Genomic DNA, 15,553 nt, shown 5'->3' with positions numbered 1-15,553 from the left:
GAACAGTATCGAGCGACGAAACCCCCGGCCACACGGCCATGCGCGTGCGCCGCGTATTGACACCTCTTGGCGGTGCGTCAATTCTGTGCCGCACACCGGGCTGCCGGTCTGGGGAGGCGACGATGCCTACTGCACGCGAGACCCTGCTGGACGCCGCCCATGTGGCGGTGCGGTCACAGCCCTGGACGGTCGTACGGATGGTCGATGTCGCGGCGGCCGCCGGGGTGTCGCGCCAGACGCTCTACAACGAGTTCGGCAGCAAGGAAGGGCTGGGCGCCGCGCTCGTCGAGCGGGTGCTGGAGGACTTCCTGGACGGCGCGGGGCGCGCTGCGGCGGAGGCCTGCCGCGGTGGGAGCGATGCCGCCGGGTGCTGTGCGGCGGCCGCGCGGTGGGTGCTGCGGACGGCCCGGGCCGAGCCCATTGTGCGGGCGGCGCTCACCGGGTGCTTCGGGGCGCTGGTGCCCTCACCCCCGGGAGAGCCAGGGAAGCTCGCTGCCGCGTTGCGGAGCCGGGTGGTGGACGGGTTGGACCGGGCCCACCGGGTGCCCGTGGGCGGGCCGCCGAGCGCCTTTGAACGGCGGGATGTGGAGGGCGCCTACGAGGTGGGCTTACGGGTCGCCCTCTCGTACGTCGTCGCCCCTGTCGAGTCCGACGACGAGGAGCCGTGCGGGCGCGTGGACGAGGTCGTCCGTGCGTTGCTCTCTCGCTAGGCGCACCCGGCATGGGGCCCCTCAGTGCGCGCTGCCCGACAGTTGGAGGCCCATCACGCCGACGATCACCAGGGTGATGGAGATCAGCTTGAGCGCGGAGACCACGTCACCCATGAAGACCATGCCGTAGATCGCCGTACCCGCGGCACCGATGCCGGTCCACACCGCGTACGCGGGGCCGACGTCCAGCCGCTTCAGCGAGAGGGTCAGCAGGCCGAAGCTGCCCAGTGCGAAAGCGCAGAACGCGATCGTGGGCCAGAGTCTGGTGAAGCCGTGGGAGAGCTTCAGACACACGGCGAAGCCGGTCTCCAGCAACCCGGCGACTATCACCAGCAGCCACGCCATGTGCTCTTCCTCTCGTCGCTCCCGTCGGGGCCCTCTGGGACAAGGTCAAGCGCAGGCAAACCAGTATGCAGCGGTGGCCGGGCGGAAGCGATCAGTCCCCTTCTCGCCTCTCCCGCGTCGCCAGCAGGCGGCGCAGCGAGTGCAGTCGGGCAGGATCGGCGTGCCCGTCGGCGACCCACTGGTCCAGCGCGCAGTCCTGCTCGTTGTGGCTGCACGCGCGCGGGCAGTGCTCCGCGCCCGCCTCCAGGTCGGGGAACGCGTGGATGACGCGCGAGAGCTGAATGTGGTTGAGGCCGAAGGACCGCACCCCGGGGGTGTCGATGACCCAGCCGTCCTCACCGACGGTGGAGGGCGGCAGGGGGAGCGCCAGTGCCGAGGTCGTGGTGTGCCGGCCGCGTCCGGTGACCGCGTTCACCACGCCTGTGGCCCGTCGGCGCTCCGGCACCAGCGCGTTGACCAGCGTCGTCTTTCCGACACCGCTGTGCCCCACGCACACCGTGATCTGACCGCGCATCAGCTCACGGACCGCCTCGACGCCCTCGCCGTCGGCGAAGTCGTCCCGGCTGGTGACGACATAGCGCACCCCCAGCGGCGCGTAGGTCTCCAGCAGCGGTTCGGCCGACGCCAGGTCGGACTTGGTGAGCACCAGCAGTGGCTCGAGACCCGCGTCGAACGCGGCGACCAGGCAGCGGTCGATCAGCCGGGGGCGGGGCTCGGGGTCGGCCAGCGCCGTGACGACGGCGAGCTGGTCGGCGTTGGCCACGATGACGCGCTCATAGGGGTCGTTGTCGTCCGCCGTCCTGCGCAGCACCGAAGTGCGCTCCTCCACCCGCACGATGCGCGCGAGGGTGTCCTTGGCGCCCGACAGGTCGCCGACGACGGCCACCCGGTCACCCACCACCACGGCCTTGCGGCCCAGCTCGCGCGCCTTCATCGCGGTGACCGTGCGGCCCTCGACCAGACACGTCAGCCGGCCACGGTCGACAGTCAGTACGAAGCCCTCTGCCGCGTCCTCGTGCTTGGGGCGGGTGTGCGTACGCGGGCGGGTGCCCCGGCGGGAGGGACGGACCCGGATGTCGTCCTCGTCGGTGTGCTTGCCGTAGCGGCGCATCCCGGGCGCCCTCTCAGGCTCTCTCTCCGACCCCGGGGCCGACCCCGGAACCGGCCCCCGCTCCCGCGGGGACGCCGAGCATGTCGCCCCACATCCGGGTGAAGTCGGGCAGCGTCTTGTACGTCGTCGCGACGTTCTCCACCTCGACGCCCTCGACCGCCAGGCCGAGCACCGCGCCCGCCGTGGCCAGCCGGTGGTCGTCGTAGGTGTGGAAGACACCGCCGTGCAGCGGACGGGGCCGGATCCGCAGACCGTCCTCGGTCTCGGTGACGTCGCCGCCCAGGCCGTTGATCTCCTTCACCAGCGCGGCCAGCCGGTCCGTCTCGTGCAGCCGCAGATGGCCGACGCCGCGCAGCACGCTCTCGCCCTCAGCGAGCGCGGCCACGGCGGCGATGCCGGGCGTCAGTTCGCCGACCTCGCCCAGGTCGATGTCGATGCCGTGGATACGGCCGCTGCCGGTGAAGGTGAGGCCCCGCTCGTCGAGCACGCAGGAGCCGCCCATGGCCGTGAAGATCTCCCGCAGCGCGTCACCGGGCTGCGTGGTGTGCTCGGGCCAGTCCGGGACGGTGACCCGGCCGCCGGTCACCAGCGCGGCGGCGAGGAAGGGCTGCGCGTTGGACAGGTCCGGCTCGATCGTCAGATCGCGGCCCAGCAGCGCGCCGGGCGTCACCCGCCACACGTTCGCCGCTCCGCCGTCCTCCGGCGTGTCCACCTGGGCGCCCGCGGCGCGCAGCATGTCCACCGTCATCCGGATGTGCGGCATGGACGGCAGGGTGCGGCCCGTGTGGCGGACCTCGACGCCCTGGTTGAAGCCAGGACCCGACAGCAGCAGCGCGCTGACGAACTGGCTGGAGGAGGAGGCGTCGATCTCCACCGTGCCGCCCGCCAGCGAGCCGTTGCCGTGCACGGTCATCGGCAGCGCTCCGCGGCCCTCGTCCTCCACGCGCGCGCCCAGGGCGCGCAGCGCGTCGATGACGCCGTGCAGCGGGCGCTCGTAGGAGCGCGGGTCGCCGTCGAACCGGATCGGTCCCTGGGCCAGCGCCGCCAGCGGGGGCAGGAAGCGCATCACCGTGCCCGCGTTGCCGACGTCCACCGTGGCCGGGCCGCGCAGCGCGGTCGGGATCACCCGCCACGCCTCGCCGCCGGGCCGCTCACCGGCGGGGCGCTCGCCCTCGGCCGGGGTGGCAGCGGAGGCGGAGGAGACCGTCTCCTCGATCCGTACGCCCATGGTGCGCAGCGCGCCGGCCATCAGCAGGGTGTCGCGGGAGCGCAGCGGGCGGCGCAGCCAGCCGGGCTCGGAGGAGAGCGCGGCCAGCACCAGCGCCCGGTTGGTGACCGACTTGGACCCGGGCACGGTGACGGTCGCCTCGATGCGGCCCGGCGCCGTGGGAGCGGGCCAGAGTGCGGAGTCTGCGGTGCTGGTGCGCTGGTCGGTCATGGGGCCACTGTAATGGCTGGGGCTCGGCCGCCCGGCTGGCCTCGGGCACCGTTCCGTGCTGCGAGGGCCCCTGCTCACAGTCCGAGCAGCCAGCGTCCGCCGCCGAGGAGGGAGCACAGCGCCACCGCGTGGAAGAGGAACAGCCACGCGGCGGCGGGGAGGTGGGTGAGCCGGGCGAGCTGGTCGGCGTCCGAGTCCGGCATGCCGGGCCTCGTCGCGCCACCGGACCGGAACCCTCCGCCGCGTACGCCCTGGCGCCGCCGCTTGCCCTGGAGTTCGAAGACCGGCCGCACCCCGCCCAGCAGCAGGAACCAGACCACCACATAGGCGAACGCCGCCTGCACCTCGGGGTCCGTCAGCCACGAGACGAGCAGGAACGCGCCGCCGGCCAGGACGACGGTCAGTACCCCGTAGGCGTTGCGGATCATCACCAGCATGGCGATCAGCAGCGCTGTGGCGCCCCACAGCAGCGCGGTGATGTGGTTGGCCGCCAGCAGCCAGGCGCCGCCCAGACCCAGCAGCGGGGGAGCGGTGTACCCCGCGGCGGCGGTCAGCACCATGCCCAGCCCGTGCGGCTTGCCGCGCGAGACCGTCAGGCCCGAGGTGTCCGAGTGCAGCCGGATACCGTCCAGCCGCCGCCCGGTGACCAGGGCTATGAGTCCGTGCCCGCCCTCGTGCGCGATGGTGACCGCGTTCCGCGATATCCGCCACACCCCGTGCGGGGCCACCGCGAGCAGTGCGACGAGACCGGTGACCAGCACCAGCCACTGCTCGGGGTCCGGCTGACTGCCCACGACCCGGTCCCAGACGTCCGTGATGCTCGCGTTGTCCATGTTCGGGGTGTTCTCCTCAGGTGCTCCGGGGGCCGCGTCCCCTCCGTGTCCCGTCAACGCACGGCGACGGCCCGGCGTGCCGTGGCAGTCTTGCAGGCATGTGCGGACGGTATGCAGCGAGCCGGGGGGCCGAGGATCTGGTCCGGCTGTTCGAGGTGGAGGCGTGGGAGCCGACGGAGGCGCTGGCGCCGGACTGGAACGTCGCACCCACCAAACAGGTGCACGCGGTGCTCGACCGCCCTCTCAAGGGCAGCGACGACCCGCGGCCCGTACGGCAGCTGCGGACGCTCAAATGGGGCCTGGTGCCCGGGTGGGCGAAATCACCCGACATGGGCGTCAAGATGATCAACGCCAGGGCCGAGACGGTGCACGAGAAGCCCGCCTACCGCCGGCCCTTCGTCGCGCGCCGCTGTCTGCTGCCCGCCGACGGCTACTACGAGTGGGTCACCGCACAGGGCGAGCTGAAGCTCGAACAGGAGGGCAAGCGCAAGCGGCCCCGTAAGCAGCCGTACTTCATCGCGCCGACCGCCCCCGGCGGCACCGACGGGGAACAGCCCGTGATGGCGATGGCCGGGCTGTACGAGTTCTGGCGGGACAAGACACTGCCCGACGACCACCCCCAGGCGTGGTGGGCCACCTGCACGGTGATCACCACGGAAGCGGAGACGACACCGCTGGCCAACGCGGACCAGCTCGCCGAGGGCGGCCCCCGCTCGCTGGCCGACATCCACCCCCGGATGCCGCTGATGCTCACCCCCGACCGCTGGGACGCCTGGCTGGACCCCTCGCGGACGGACACGGAGTCGCTCCGCGAGCTGCTCACACCCCCGCCCACCGGACTCATGCGGGCCCACCCCGTCTCCACGGACGTCAGCAACGTCCGCAACAACGCCCCCCACCTCCTGAAGGAACTCCCGGCCCCAGAAGAAGAAACCCTCTTCTGAGCACACGCGCCCCGAAGGGGCACGGGACTGAATTGACGTGCGGCTCCGCCGCGCGGGGGAGCGCGCGCCCCGTCAGGGGCGCGGGGAACTGCGCGAGCGACCACCACGAACCCGCAGCCCGCGTCGGGCAGACAGGGGCAGCCCCTCCCCGGCACGGCAGGACAAGGTGCGCCGAAAGCGCGCGCAGCGCCTGGCACCATGCGGCCATGACTGCGCGCGCGAGCAAACAGAAAGTACAGGCCGAGACGGTCACCACCCCCGTGGGCGAGGCCCGCATCACCTGGCACCCGGCGCCGAAGGCGCACACCGTGCTGGCCCTCGGCCACGGCGCGGGCGGCGGGATCGAGGCCCGGGACCTGCGCGCGCTGGCCGCCGCGCTGCCCGCCGAGGGCGTCACCGTGGCGCTGGTCGAGCAGCCCTGGCGGGTGGCCGGGAAGAAGGTCGCCCCCGCCCCGCGGACCCTGGACACCGCATGGAGCGCCCTGTGGCCGGCGCTCACCCGCACCGGGCTCCCGGTGATCGCGGGAGGCCGCAGCGCGGGCGCCCGCGTCGCCTGCCGTACGGCGGGAGAGCTGGGCGCGCGGGCGGTGCTCGCGCTGTCGTTCCCGCTGCACCCGCCGGGCAAGCCGGAGAAGTCACGTGCCGAGGAGCTGACCGGCGCGCAGCCGCCGGTACTGGTGGTGCAGGGCGAGCGGGACCCGTTCGGGCGACCCGAGGAGTTCCCGGCCGGAACGGAGCTGGTGGAGGTGGCCTACGCCGACCACGGCTTCGCGCTGCCGAAGTCGGCCGAGCTGACCGAGGAGGAGGCCATGGGGGTGATCACCGGCGCCGTCATCCGCTGGATCGCCGCCGGGGCCGGTGGCTGAGGGCCTCAGACAGCGGACAAGCGGCCCGCAGTGAGCGCGGGAAACAACCTCCCGGGCCGGGAATGCTCGGCGGTCGCCGATGGTTGCACGGGATATCCGGCTGCGGCCGCGGAGGCGCCCCGGCAGGGGATCCGCGACCGGAGCCGACGTGAGAAAACAGCCACACCTCTCCATGCGAAGGAAAGGGAGCCGCCCAGATGGGTTCTGTCGCTTGCCCCCAGCGTCCGCGGGCCGCTGACCTGGACTGGGCCACGATGGCGCTGGCCTCAGGCGCGAAGATTCAAGCGGCGGGCGGCGGCGATCGTCGTCTATTCTCCGATTCGAGCGGGTCCTCGTTCGGGCTCGCCGCGACGTTGGAGGAGGTGGGTCCGGTCACCGGGACCGAAGGCGACTCAAGCGCACCGCAGGAATCACAGGCGTCGGAAACCGTGGAGCAGCGCAGTGCGCGCTTCGAGCGGGACGCGCTGGCGTTCCTCGACCAGATGTATTCCGCCGCGCTGCGCATGACGCGGAACCCGGCCGACGCCGAGGACCTGGTGCAGGAGACCTACGCGAAGGCGTACGCGTCCTTCCACCAGTTCCGGGAGGGCACCAACCTCAAGGCGTGGCTGTACCGCATCCTGACGAACACCTTCATCAACTCCTACCGCAAGAAGCAGCGTGAGCCCCAGCGCAGCGCCGCGGAGGAGATCGAGGACTGGCAGCTCGCGCGCGCCGAGTCGCACATGTCGACCGGACTGCGCTCGGCCGAGGCGCAGGCGCTCGACCACCTGCCGGACTCCGATGTGAAGGAAGCGCTCCAGGCCATCCCCGAGGAGTTCCGCATCGCCGTCTACCTCGCCGATGTGGAGGGCTTTGCGTACAAGGAGATCGCCGACATCATGGGGACACCCATCGGTACGGTGATGTCCCGTCTGCACCGTGGGCGGCGCCAGCTTCGGGAGATGCTGGAGGGCTACGCGCAAGAGCGCGGCCTGGTCCCGGCCGGTGCCCCGGCGGACGGGTCGCAAGACCGGAAAGGCTCGGGCTCATGAGTTGCGGAGAGCCGCACGAGACGGACTGCTCTGAGGTCCTCGACCACCTCTACGAGTACCTCGACCAGGAGATGCCCGACAGCGACTGCGCCAAGTTCAAGGAGCACTTCGACGAGTGCTCGCCCTGCTTCGAGAAGTACGGGCTCGAGCGCGAGGTGAAGAAGCTCGTCAAGCGCTGCTGCGGGCACGACGACGTCCCGTCCGACCTGCGGGCCAAGGTCATGGGCCGGATCGAGGTGATCCGGCAGGGCCAGGGCCCTGGGGAAGGGGACACCGCCCAGGGCGAGGAGATCCGTTCCGCCGCCGAGGAGGACACCCGTCCCGCCGCCGGGATGGAGACCGTCGACGCCGTCGGCTCCGAGGACGACAAGAACCCCGCCTGACCCACCTGTTCGCCCCTGCACGGCTGCGCCAGCGGTTCCGCTCTTTCTCCCTCCTTCGGGTGAGCACCTGCCGTCCCGAACGGGGGAACGCGCCCCAAGGCCGCCGTCCGGCCGCCGTCCCGCTCCTAGTCTCCCCGCCATGTGAGAGGTGGGGAGGAGACTCGCGATGCGGCTCACGAGGCGCACAGCGGAACCGGGCGATCCCGCGGGCCCGGTCACCGCACGGACAGCAGGACCAGTGGGACAGCCGGAGGACAGCCGGGTCGCGTTCGCCCTGGCGTGCGTACTGACGGTGCCGGTGGCGGTGGTCCTGTGGCGCAGCGCGTACGGCCCGCTCGCCGCGCTGCCCGCGCTCGGGCCCCTGTGGCTCGGCTGGTGGGGCCTGCGGCGGTACCGCCCCGAACACGCGGCCCGGCAGGCGGCCGTACAGGCGCTTTCCCAGGCCGTACAGCTCAAGGACCGCTACACCCGCGGCCACGGTGAACGGGTCGGCTTCGCGGCGGCGCTGATCGCCCGCGAGCTGGGCCTGGACGAGGAGCGGACCGAGACGCTGCGCTGTGCGGGCGTCCTGCACGACGTCGGCAAACTCGGCGTCCCCGCACGGCTGTTGCGCAAGGCGGGGCCCCTCACGCCGGCCGAGCGCCGCGTGATGGAACGGCACCCCGAGCACGGGGCCGAGATCGTGCGCGGGCTCGACTTCCTCGGCGAGGCCCGCGAGGCCGTCCTCCACCACCACGAGCGGATGGACGGCACCGGTTATCCGCGAGGGCTGGCCGGCGAGCAGATCCCGGAGGCGGCACGGATCGTGGCCGTCGCCGACGCGTTCGACGCCATGACCTCCACTCGCTGCTACCGCCCCGGCAGGCCCGTCGCGGCGGCGCTGGAGGAGCTGGAGAGGTGCTCGGGCACGCAGTTCGACCCCCGGATGGTCGCGGCCCTCACCCGTGCGCTGCGCCGTCACGGCTGGCCGTTCGCCGACGTCCCCGAACCGGCCGGGCACCGGCAGCCCAAGGTCCCGGCGGTGCCTCACAGGGCCCACGCTGCTGCTGAGGGGGCCGGGGCGCGGACCGGCAGCGGCGTCGCGGTATGAGGCGGCGGACGGCCGCACGGCTCGTCGCCGCCGCCTACGGTGCGGCCGCGCTGGTGTCGGGCGGCGCCCTGTGCGTCACCCTGTGGCAGGGAGTGGCCCAGCCCGGCATCGCGCTGGCTTTCGGACTCGTCGTCGCCGTAGGGGAGTTGGCCCGGGTGCGGCTGCCCGAGGGGCGCGTGGGCGGCCTGCGCACCACCGGGCTGCTGTCCGGCGCCGGCGCGCTCGGCTACGCGCTGTGCGGCCAGGTGGGCGACACCCCGGCCGTGCACGGACCGGCACAGGCCGTCACGGTGGCGCTCGTCGGCTCCCTCGTCGGACTGACCCCGCATGTGGCACTGGGCCAGGCGCCACCGCCCCAGGCCCCGGCGCGGCTGGCGCTCGGCGTCGGCTTCGCCGCCGTCTGCGGTCAACCGCTGTACGGAGACGGCTGGTTGGGCCGCGGCGTCGAACCGGGCGCTCTGTTCACCTGCTGCCTGCTGGCTCTGGCGCTGCTCGTCGGCTGCCTCGACGCGCTGCTCGCCGCCGCCACCGACGCACACGGCCGGGCGCTGCGGGCCGAGTTGCGGGCCCGGCTCGTCACCGTACCCGCGCTGGCCGCCACCGCCGTGCTCCTCGCGCTGGCCGTCGCCGTCGCCGGGCTGTGGGCGCTGCTGCTGTGCTGCGCGCCGCTGCTCGTCATCCAGTTCGCGCTCCGCCGCCGCGCCTCCGTACGGGCGACCCACCGGCCCACCCTCGACTCCCTCGCCCGGGCCCCCGAGGTGGCCGGTTGCACCCCGTACGGGCATGCGCGCCGAGTAGCCGAGCTCAGCCGCGCGGTGGGGCGCGAGCTGGGCCTGACAGGAGGGGAACTCACCGCGCTGGAGTACGCGGCCCTCACCCATGACGTGGGGCAGCTCTCGCTGGCCGACCCGGTACCCGGCGGCGCCACGACCGCGCTGGAGCCCGGCAGGCAGCGCCGTATCGCCCTGCTCGGCGGCGCGGTGCTCCGGCAGGCGGGCGTCCGCTGGCGGGTGGCGTCCGCCGTGGAAGCACAGGCCGATCCGTACCGCGAACAGTCGGTGACCGCGCGTGTGGTCCGTACCGTGGGCGCGTACGACGACCTCCTCGCGGGCAGTCACAGCACGGGCCGCGCGGCGCGCCAGGAGGCCCTGCACGCGCTGCGCACAGCGACCGCGCGTGACCACGAACCACGTGTGGTGGAGGCTCTGTCACGGGTAGTGGCACGGGCCGCGGACGTCTGACGCACGGGTAATGAGCGGGCACCCGAGCGGGCATGGTTGGATGCGAAGGGGGAACCGCGACAGGCGAGGACCGGCGCGTGGCGGCCGGTCCGCAAAACCCCATCGGCAGACAGCAGGCCGGGCGGCGAGCCGGGCCTCAGGACAGGCGGAACGGCGGGATCGGCGGGAGCAAAGTGAGGATCTTCGGCAAGGTGCGGCACCGTCCCTCCGCCTCGTGGCGGCAGGCGACGGACCGTGCGTTCACGCTCATCGGCGACGGGCGCTACGAGGACGCGGGCGCTCTGCTCACCCGTGCCGCCGATCTGGAGCCGTGGCTCTCGGAGTCCTGGTTCAACCTCGCGCTGCTGCACAAGTTCCGGCACGACTGGGAGCAGGCGCGCACAGCGGGCCTGCGCGCCGTGGCGCTGCTGGACCGCGAGACAGGGGCCCCCGACTGGTGGAACGTCGGCATCGCGGCCACCGCGCTCCAGGACTGGCCGCTGGCGCGCCGGGCCTGGCAGGCCTACGGGCTGCACGTGCCCGGTCACTCGCACGGCGCGGCGGCTGCCGAGGAACCCTCCGGCATGCAGCTGGGCAGCGCCGCCGTACGGCTCTCCCCGGAGGGCGAGGCGGAGGTCGTCTGGGGCCGCCGCATCGACCCGGCCCGGATGGAGATCCAGAGCATCCCGCTGCCCTCCTCGGGGCGCCGCTGGGGCGAGGTCGTCCTGCACGACGGCGTACCGCACGGCGAGCGCACCACGGCGGCCGGGCCCTCCTACCCCGTCTTCGACGAGATCGAGCTGTGGGCGCCCTCGCCCGTGCCCACCTGGGTGGTGCTGCTGGAAGCCGCCACCGAGAGCGACCGGGACGCGCTGGAGCGGCTGGCGGCCGACGCCGGGTTCGCCGCCGAGGACTGGTCCTCCTCCGTACGGCTGCTGTGCCGCGCCTGCTCCGAGAGCGCCATGCCCGCCGACGAGGGTGACGGGACGGTGCATCTGGACCCGCACGACCACAGTTCACCCGGCCACCCCGGGCCGCTGGGCCATATGACACAGGGCGGCCCCGGCGAGCTGTGGGTGCCCGAGCGGGAGTGCGGCCTTGCGGCGCCCGCCGCGCTGGTGCGCGGGCTGCTGGACGGCTGGGTCGCCGACAGCCCTGACACCCGGGAGTGGCGGGATCTGGAGGAGGTCTGCTGAGCGGCGCCGGGCGTGCCCGTACCCTGTAGGGCGAGTCCTTACGGTACGCGGCCGTACGGTGCTCGGCCGGTTCACCGGCGGATCTTTGCTCTCACGGTCTTATGGGTCGCAGGAAGGCGTACGACGGCATGGCGCAGCAGCAGGAAACGACGGCCGAGTCGGCCGCTAGGGCCGAGGGCGAGTTCGTCGACGACGTGACGGACGCGGCAGCCCGCGAGGAGGCCCACACCGCGCGGGGCACGGCACGGCCCGTCACCGTCGTCGGCAACCCGGTGCTGCACCGGGAGTGCAAGGACGTGACCGAGTTCGACGACGAGCTGGCCAAGCTGGTCGACGACATGTTCGCCAGCCAGCGCGCCGCAGAGGGCGTCGGCATCGCCGCCAACCAGATCGGCGTCGACCTGAAGGTCTTCGTCTACGACTGCTACGACGACGAGGGCGTACGGCACGTGGGCGTCGTGTGCAACCCGGTGCTCGAACAGCTCCCCGCCGAACAGCGCGTGCTGGACGACGGCAGCGAGGGCTGCCTGTCGGTGCCCGGCGCCTACCACCAGCTGGCGCGGCCCGACTACGCGGTGGTGCGCGGCCAGGACGCGCAGGGCAAGCCGATCGTGGTGCGGGGCACGGGCTACTTCGCCCGGTGCCTCCAGCACGAGACCGACCACCTGTACGGGTATCTGTACATCGACCGGCTCTCCAAGCGCGAGCGCAAGGACGTGCTCCGGCAGATGGCCGAGAGCACGCCCCGCTACGAGACGGTGCCGAACGAGTAGCCCGGGTCAGAAGTCGTCGTCGAGGGAGACCGAGCCCTCCACGGCGACCTGGTAGGCCGAGGCGCGCCGCTCGAAGAAGTTGGTGAGCTCCTGGACGTTCTGGAGCTCCATGAACGAGAAGGGGTTGCTGGAGCCGTACCGCTCCGGGAAGCCCAGGCGGCGCAGCCGCTCGTCGGCGACGGCCTGGAGGTACTGGCGCATGGACTCGGTGTTCATCCCGGGCAGCCCCTCCCCGCACAGGTCGCGCGCGAACTGGAGCTCCGCCTCGACGGCCTCCTCCAGCATCGCCGTGACCTGCTCGGTCAGCTCCGCGTCGAAGAGTTCCGGCTCCTCCTCCCGTACGGTGTCGACCACGTCGAAGGCGAACGACATGTGCATCGACTCGTCGCGGAAGACCCAGTTGGTGCCGGTGGCCAGCCCGTGCAGCAGTCCGCGCGAGCGGAACCAGTAGACGTAGGCGAAAGCGCCGTAGAAGAACAGGCCCTCGATGCAGGCCGCGAAGCAGATCAGATTGAGCAGGAAACGGCGCCTGTCGGCCTTGGAGTCCAGCTTGTCGAGGCTCTCGACAGCGTCCATCCACCGGAAGCAGAACTGGGCCTTCTCCCGGATGGAGGGAATTTTCTCCACGGCCGCGAACGCGGCGGCCCGCTCGTCGTGGTCGGGCAGATAGGTGTCCAGCAGGGTCAGATAGAACTGGACGTGCACGGCCTCCTCGAACAGCTGCCGGGAGAGATACAGCCGCGCCTCGGGCGAGTTGATGTGCTTGTAGAGCGTCAGCACCAGGTTGTTGGCGACGATCGAGTCGCCGGTGGCGAAGAATGCCACCAGGCGGCTGATCATGTGCTGCTCGCCCGGGGTGAGCTTGGCCAGATCCGCGACGTCGGAGTGGAGGTCGACCTCCTCCACGGTCCAGGTGTTCTTGATGGCGTCCCGGTAGCGCTCGTAGAAGTGCGGATAGCGCATCGGGCGCAGGGTCAGCTCGAAGCCGGGGTCGAGCAGGTTCTTCGGAGCCTGGGCAGTCGTGGTGGTGGGAGTCGTCATTACTGGCAGGCCTCGCAGGACTCGGGGTTTTCCAGGGAGCAGGCGAGCGCCTCGTCGGGCTTCGGCTGCTGGGGGACGGAGTTGGCCGCCTGGGCGATGCGGGTCGCGGGGCGCGACCGCAGGTAGTACGTGGTCTTGATGCCGCGCTTCCAGGCGTACGCGTACATCGAGCTGAGCTTCCCGATGGTGGGGGAGGACTGGAACAGGTTCAGCGACTGGCTCTGGTCCAGGTACGGGGTGCGGGCCGCGGCCATGTCGATCAGGGCGCGCTGCGGCAGCTCCCACGCGGTGCGGTACAGCTCCCGTACGTGCGCGGGCACCCACTCCAGCTCCTGTACGGAGCCGTTGGCCCGCCGCAGCGCCTCGCGGGCCCGCGCGTCCCACAGCCCCAGGCGCTTCAGCTCCGCGACCAGGTAGTGGTTCACCTGGAGGAACTCGCCGCTGAGCGTCTCGCGTTTGAAGAGGTTGGAGACCTGCGGCTCGATGCACTCGTACACGCCCGCGATGGCGGCGATGGTCGCCGTGGGGGCGATCGCCAGCAGCAGGGAGTTCCGCATCCCCGTGCGTGCGATACGGGCGCGCAGCGCGTCCCAGCGGTCCGCCCAGTGCGGCTCGGCGTCCGGGTAGTGGTCGGGGTGGAGTACACCGCGTGCGGCGCGGGTGGACTCCCAGGCGGGCAGCGGGCTGTGCCTCTCGGCCAGCTCCGCCGAGGTCTCGTAAGCGGCGAGCATGATCCGCTCGGCGATCCGGGTGGACAGCTCGCGTGCCTCTTGCGAGTCGAACGGCAGCCCGAGCCGGAAGAAGACGTCCTGGAGTCCCATCACGCCCAGACCCACAGGCCGCCAGCGGGAGTTGGAGGCGGCCGCCTGCTCGGTCGGATAGAAGTTGATGTCCACCACCCGGTCCAGGAACGTCACCGCCGTACGCACCGTGGCGTCCAGCCGCTCCCAGTCGGGCTGTCCGTCGGCGCCCAGGTGCGCGGCCAGATTGACCGAGCCGAGGTTGCAGACGGCGGTCTCGCCGTCGTCGGTGACCTCCAGGATCTCGGTGCACAGATTCGAGGAGTGCACGATGCGACCGGGCTGTGCGGTCTGGTTGGCGGTGCGGTTCGAGGTGTCCTTGAACGTCATCCAGCCGTTGCCGGTCTGCGCGAGAGTACGCATCATCGCGCCGTACAGCTGCCGGGCCGGCAGCTGTTTGACGGCGCGGCCCTCGGCCTCGGCGCGGCGGTAGGCGGTGTCGAACTCCTCGCCCCACAGATCGACCAGCTCCGGCACGTCGGAAGGGGAGAAGAGGGACCACTGCCCGTCCGCCTCGACGCGGCGCATGAACTCGTCCGGTACCCAGTGCGCGAGGTTGAGGTTGTGGGTACGGCGCGCGTCCTCGCCCGTGTTGTCGCGCAGTTCGAGGAACTCCTCGATGTCCGCGTGCCAGGTCTCCAGGTAGACGCAGGCCGCACCCTTGCGCCGGCCGCCCTGGTTGACGGCCGCGACCGAGGCGTCCAGCGTGCGCAGGAACGGGACGATCCCGTTCGAGTGGCCGTTGGTGCCCCGGATCAGCGCGCCCCGGGAGCGGATGCGGGAGTAGGACAGACCGATGCCGCCCGCGTGCTTGGAGAGCCGGGCGATCTGCTGGTAGCGCTCGTAGATCGAGTCCAGTTCGTCCTGGGGCGAGTCCAGCAGATAGCAGGACGACATCTGCGGGTGGCGCGTACCGGAGTTGAACAGGGTGGGCGAGGAGGGCAGATAGGCGAGGGAGCTGGTGAGCCGGTAGAACGCGGCCACCTCCGCCAGCGCTTCGGGTGACTCGTCCCCCGCCAGGCCGCAGGCGACACGGAGCAGGAAGTGCTGCGGCGTCTCGATCGGGCGGCGGGTGGCCGGGTGGCGCAGCAGGTAGCGGGAGTGGACGGTACGCAGCCCGAAGTACTCGAACCGGTCGTCCGCGCCGCCGTCCAGGGCCTCTGCCACCAGCGCGTCGAGCCGTTGTGCGTGCTTCTTCACGAAGGCGTGGGTGCGGTCCGCGATCAGCCCCTGCGCGTGGCCCAGCGCCACCGAGGCGGAGAACGAGGTCACGCCCTCCGCCGCCGCCTCGTCGCGGATCACGTGGGTGAGCAGCCGCGCCGCCAGCCGGGAGTAGGAGGGCTCCTCGCTGATGAGACCCGCAGCCGATTCGATGGCGAGGGCACGCAGGTCGGCCTCGGTGGCGCCGGGTTGCCGTCCGCGCAGGGCCGCTGCCAGCACCGGCGCCGGGTCCACGTCGGGGAGACCGGCGGTGAGCGCTGCGAGGGCCCGGCGGAGCGCTTCGGCCGGCGGATCCTCGCGGGCGCCGGGTTCCCGGGCACCTGGTTCCCGGGAGTCGGGCTCGCGGGCGCCGGGGTTGCCGGATGCGGCGGGTTTCCCGGGAGCGCCGGGCCCGGCGCCGCTCGGTGCCGGAAGTGTGGGGGCGGTGGTGACGGTCACGCGGTGCTCTCCCTGGCTGCTGAGGGCCCCTGGCAGGGCAGCACGGCAGGAGAGGGCACACGCCGGACCCGCTGCGGGCATGGCGCGCTCCGCCCCGGCGGCCCAACCCA

Annotated in this window: 14 protein-coding genes and 1 pseudogene; 9 read left to right on the top strand and 6 right to left on the bottom strand. The window is 72.4% G+C overall.

Going from position 1 to position 15,553, the window contains the following annotated elements:
• The first annotated feature begins 122 nt into the window (after positions 1 to 122).
• Complete coding sequence (locus HC362_RS10500) at positions 123 to 710, top strand: TetR/AcrR family transcriptional regulator (protein ID WP_243083688.1); 588 nt, start codon at positions 123 to 125, stop codon at positions 708 to 710.
• A gap of 21 nt (positions 711 to 731) precedes the next feature.
• Here HC362_RS10500 and HC362_RS10495 read toward each other — a convergent pair whose 3' ends face one another.
• The 4 genes from HC362_RS10495 to HC362_RS10480 all read right to left on the bottom strand — a co-directional run bounded on the left by HC362_RS10495 (position 732) and on the right by HC362_RS10480 (position 4,437).
• Positions 732 to 1,055 carry a multidrug efflux SMR transporter gene (locus tag HC362_RS10495; RefSeq protein WP_209265739.1) on the bottom strand — a complete coding sequence of 108 codons (324 nt, stop codon included), beginning with the start codon at positions 1,053 to 1,055 and terminating at the stop codon, positions 732 to 734.
• Between the two features lie 91 nt (positions 1,056 to 1,146).
• Positions 1,147 to 2,166: a ribosome small subunit-dependent GTPase A gene (gene rsgA, locus HC362_RS10490; protein WP_243083687.1), complete on the bottom strand. Its 1,020-nt coding sequence runs from the start codon at positions 2,164 to 2,166 to the stop codon at positions 1,147 to 1,149.
• Positions 2,167 to 2,179: 13 nt separating this feature from the next.
• Entirely contained in the window at positions 2,180 to 3,604 is a 1,425-nt protein-coding gene (gene aroA / locus HC362_RS10485) for a 3-phosphoshikimate 1-carboxyvinyltransferase (RefSeq protein ID WP_243083685.1), read from the bottom strand.
• A gap of 74 nt (positions 3,605 to 3,678) precedes the next feature.
• The gene (locus HC362_RS10480; RefSeq protein WP_243083684.1) at positions 3,679 to 4,437 is read right to left on the bottom strand and encodes a M50 family metallopeptidase; all 759 of its coding nucleotides are present in this window, start codon (positions 4,435 to 4,437) and stop codon (positions 3,679 to 3,681) included.
• A 98-nt stretch (positions 4,438 to 4,535) separates the two neighbouring features.
• Between HC362_RS10480 and HC362_RS10475 the strand changes: the two genes are divergently transcribed.
• From HC362_RS10475 to def, 8 genes and pseudogenes are all read left to right on the top strand, one after another.
• Positions 4,536 to 5,381 (top strand): SOS response-associated peptidase, encoded by an 846-nt coding sequence (locus tag HC362_RS10475; RefSeq protein WP_243083682.1) that lies wholly within the window; start codon positions 4,536 to 4,538, stop codon positions 5,379 to 5,381.
• Between the two features lie 206 nt (positions 5,382 to 5,587).
• Complete coding sequence (locus tag HC362_RS10470) at positions 5,588 to 6,247, top strand: alpha/beta family hydrolase (RefSeq protein ID WP_243083681.1); 660 nt, start codon at positions 5,588 to 5,590, stop codon at positions 6,245 to 6,247.
• Positions 6,248 to 6,444: 197 nt separating this feature from the next.
• Positions 6,445 to 7,281 (top strand): sigma-70 family RNA polymerase sigma factor, encoded by an 837-nt coding sequence (locus HC362_RS10465; protein WP_243083679.1) that lies wholly within the window; start codon positions 6,445 to 6,447, stop codon positions 7,279 to 7,281.
• Positions 7,278 to 7,664, top strand: coding sequence for a mycothiol system anti-sigma-R factor (gene rsrA / locus HC362_RS10460; protein WP_243083677.1), 387 nt, complete (start codon positions 7,278 to 7,280; stop codon positions 7,662 to 7,664). Before HC362_RS10465 ends, rsrA begins: the two co-directional genes overlap by 4 nt.
• A gap of 307 nt (positions 7,665 to 7,971) precedes the next feature.
• Positions 7,972 to 8,754, top strand: a pseudogene (locus tag HC362_RS10455) (HD-GYP domain-containing protein); the annotation flags it as partial.
• Positions 8,751 to 9,995 carry a hypothetical protein gene (locus tag HC362_RS10450; RefSeq protein WP_243083676.1) on the top strand — a complete coding sequence of 415 codons (1,245 nt, stop codon included), beginning with the start codon at positions 8,751 to 8,753 and terminating at the stop codon, positions 9,993 to 9,995. The pseudogene HC362_RS10455 and the gene HC362_RS10450, both read left to right, overlap by 4 nt.
• Before the next feature lie 173 nt (positions 9,996 to 10,168).
• Complete coding sequence (locus HC362_RS10445) at positions 10,169 to 11,170, top strand: hypothetical protein (RefSeq protein ID WP_209265730.1); 1,002 nt, start codon at positions 10,169 to 10,171, stop codon at positions 11,168 to 11,170.
• A gap of 128 nt (positions 11,171 to 11,298) precedes the next feature.
• Positions 11,299 to 11,943, top strand: coding sequence for a peptide deformylase (gene def / locus HC362_RS10440; RefSeq protein ID WP_243083674.1), 645 nt, complete (start codon positions 11,299 to 11,301; stop codon positions 11,941 to 11,943).
• Between the two features lie 6 nt (positions 11,944 to 11,949).
• Here def and HC362_RS10435 read toward each other — a convergent pair whose 3' ends face one another.
• Entirely contained in the window at positions 11,950 to 12,984 is a 1,035-nt protein-coding gene (locus HC362_RS10435) for a ribonucleotide-diphosphate reductase subunit beta (protein ID WP_243083672.1), read from the bottom strand.
• Positions 12,984 to 15,443, bottom strand: coding sequence for a ribonucleoside-diphosphate reductase subunit alpha (locus tag HC362_RS10430; protein WP_243083671.1), 2,460 nt, complete (start codon positions 15,441 to 15,443; stop codon positions 12,984 to 12,986). Before HC362_RS10430 ends, HC362_RS10435 begins: the two co-directional genes overlap by 1 nt.
• Positions 15,444 to 15,553 lie beyond the last annotated feature (110 nt).

The organism is Streptomyces sp. 891-h (assembly GCF_022760275.1).
Lineage (GTDB): Bacteria > Actinomycetota > Actinomycetes > Streptomycetales > Streptomycetaceae > Streptomyces > Streptomyces spirodelae.
Note: the sequence above shows the minus strand (reverse complement) of the source record. Positions and strands in the feature narration are given on the sequence as shown.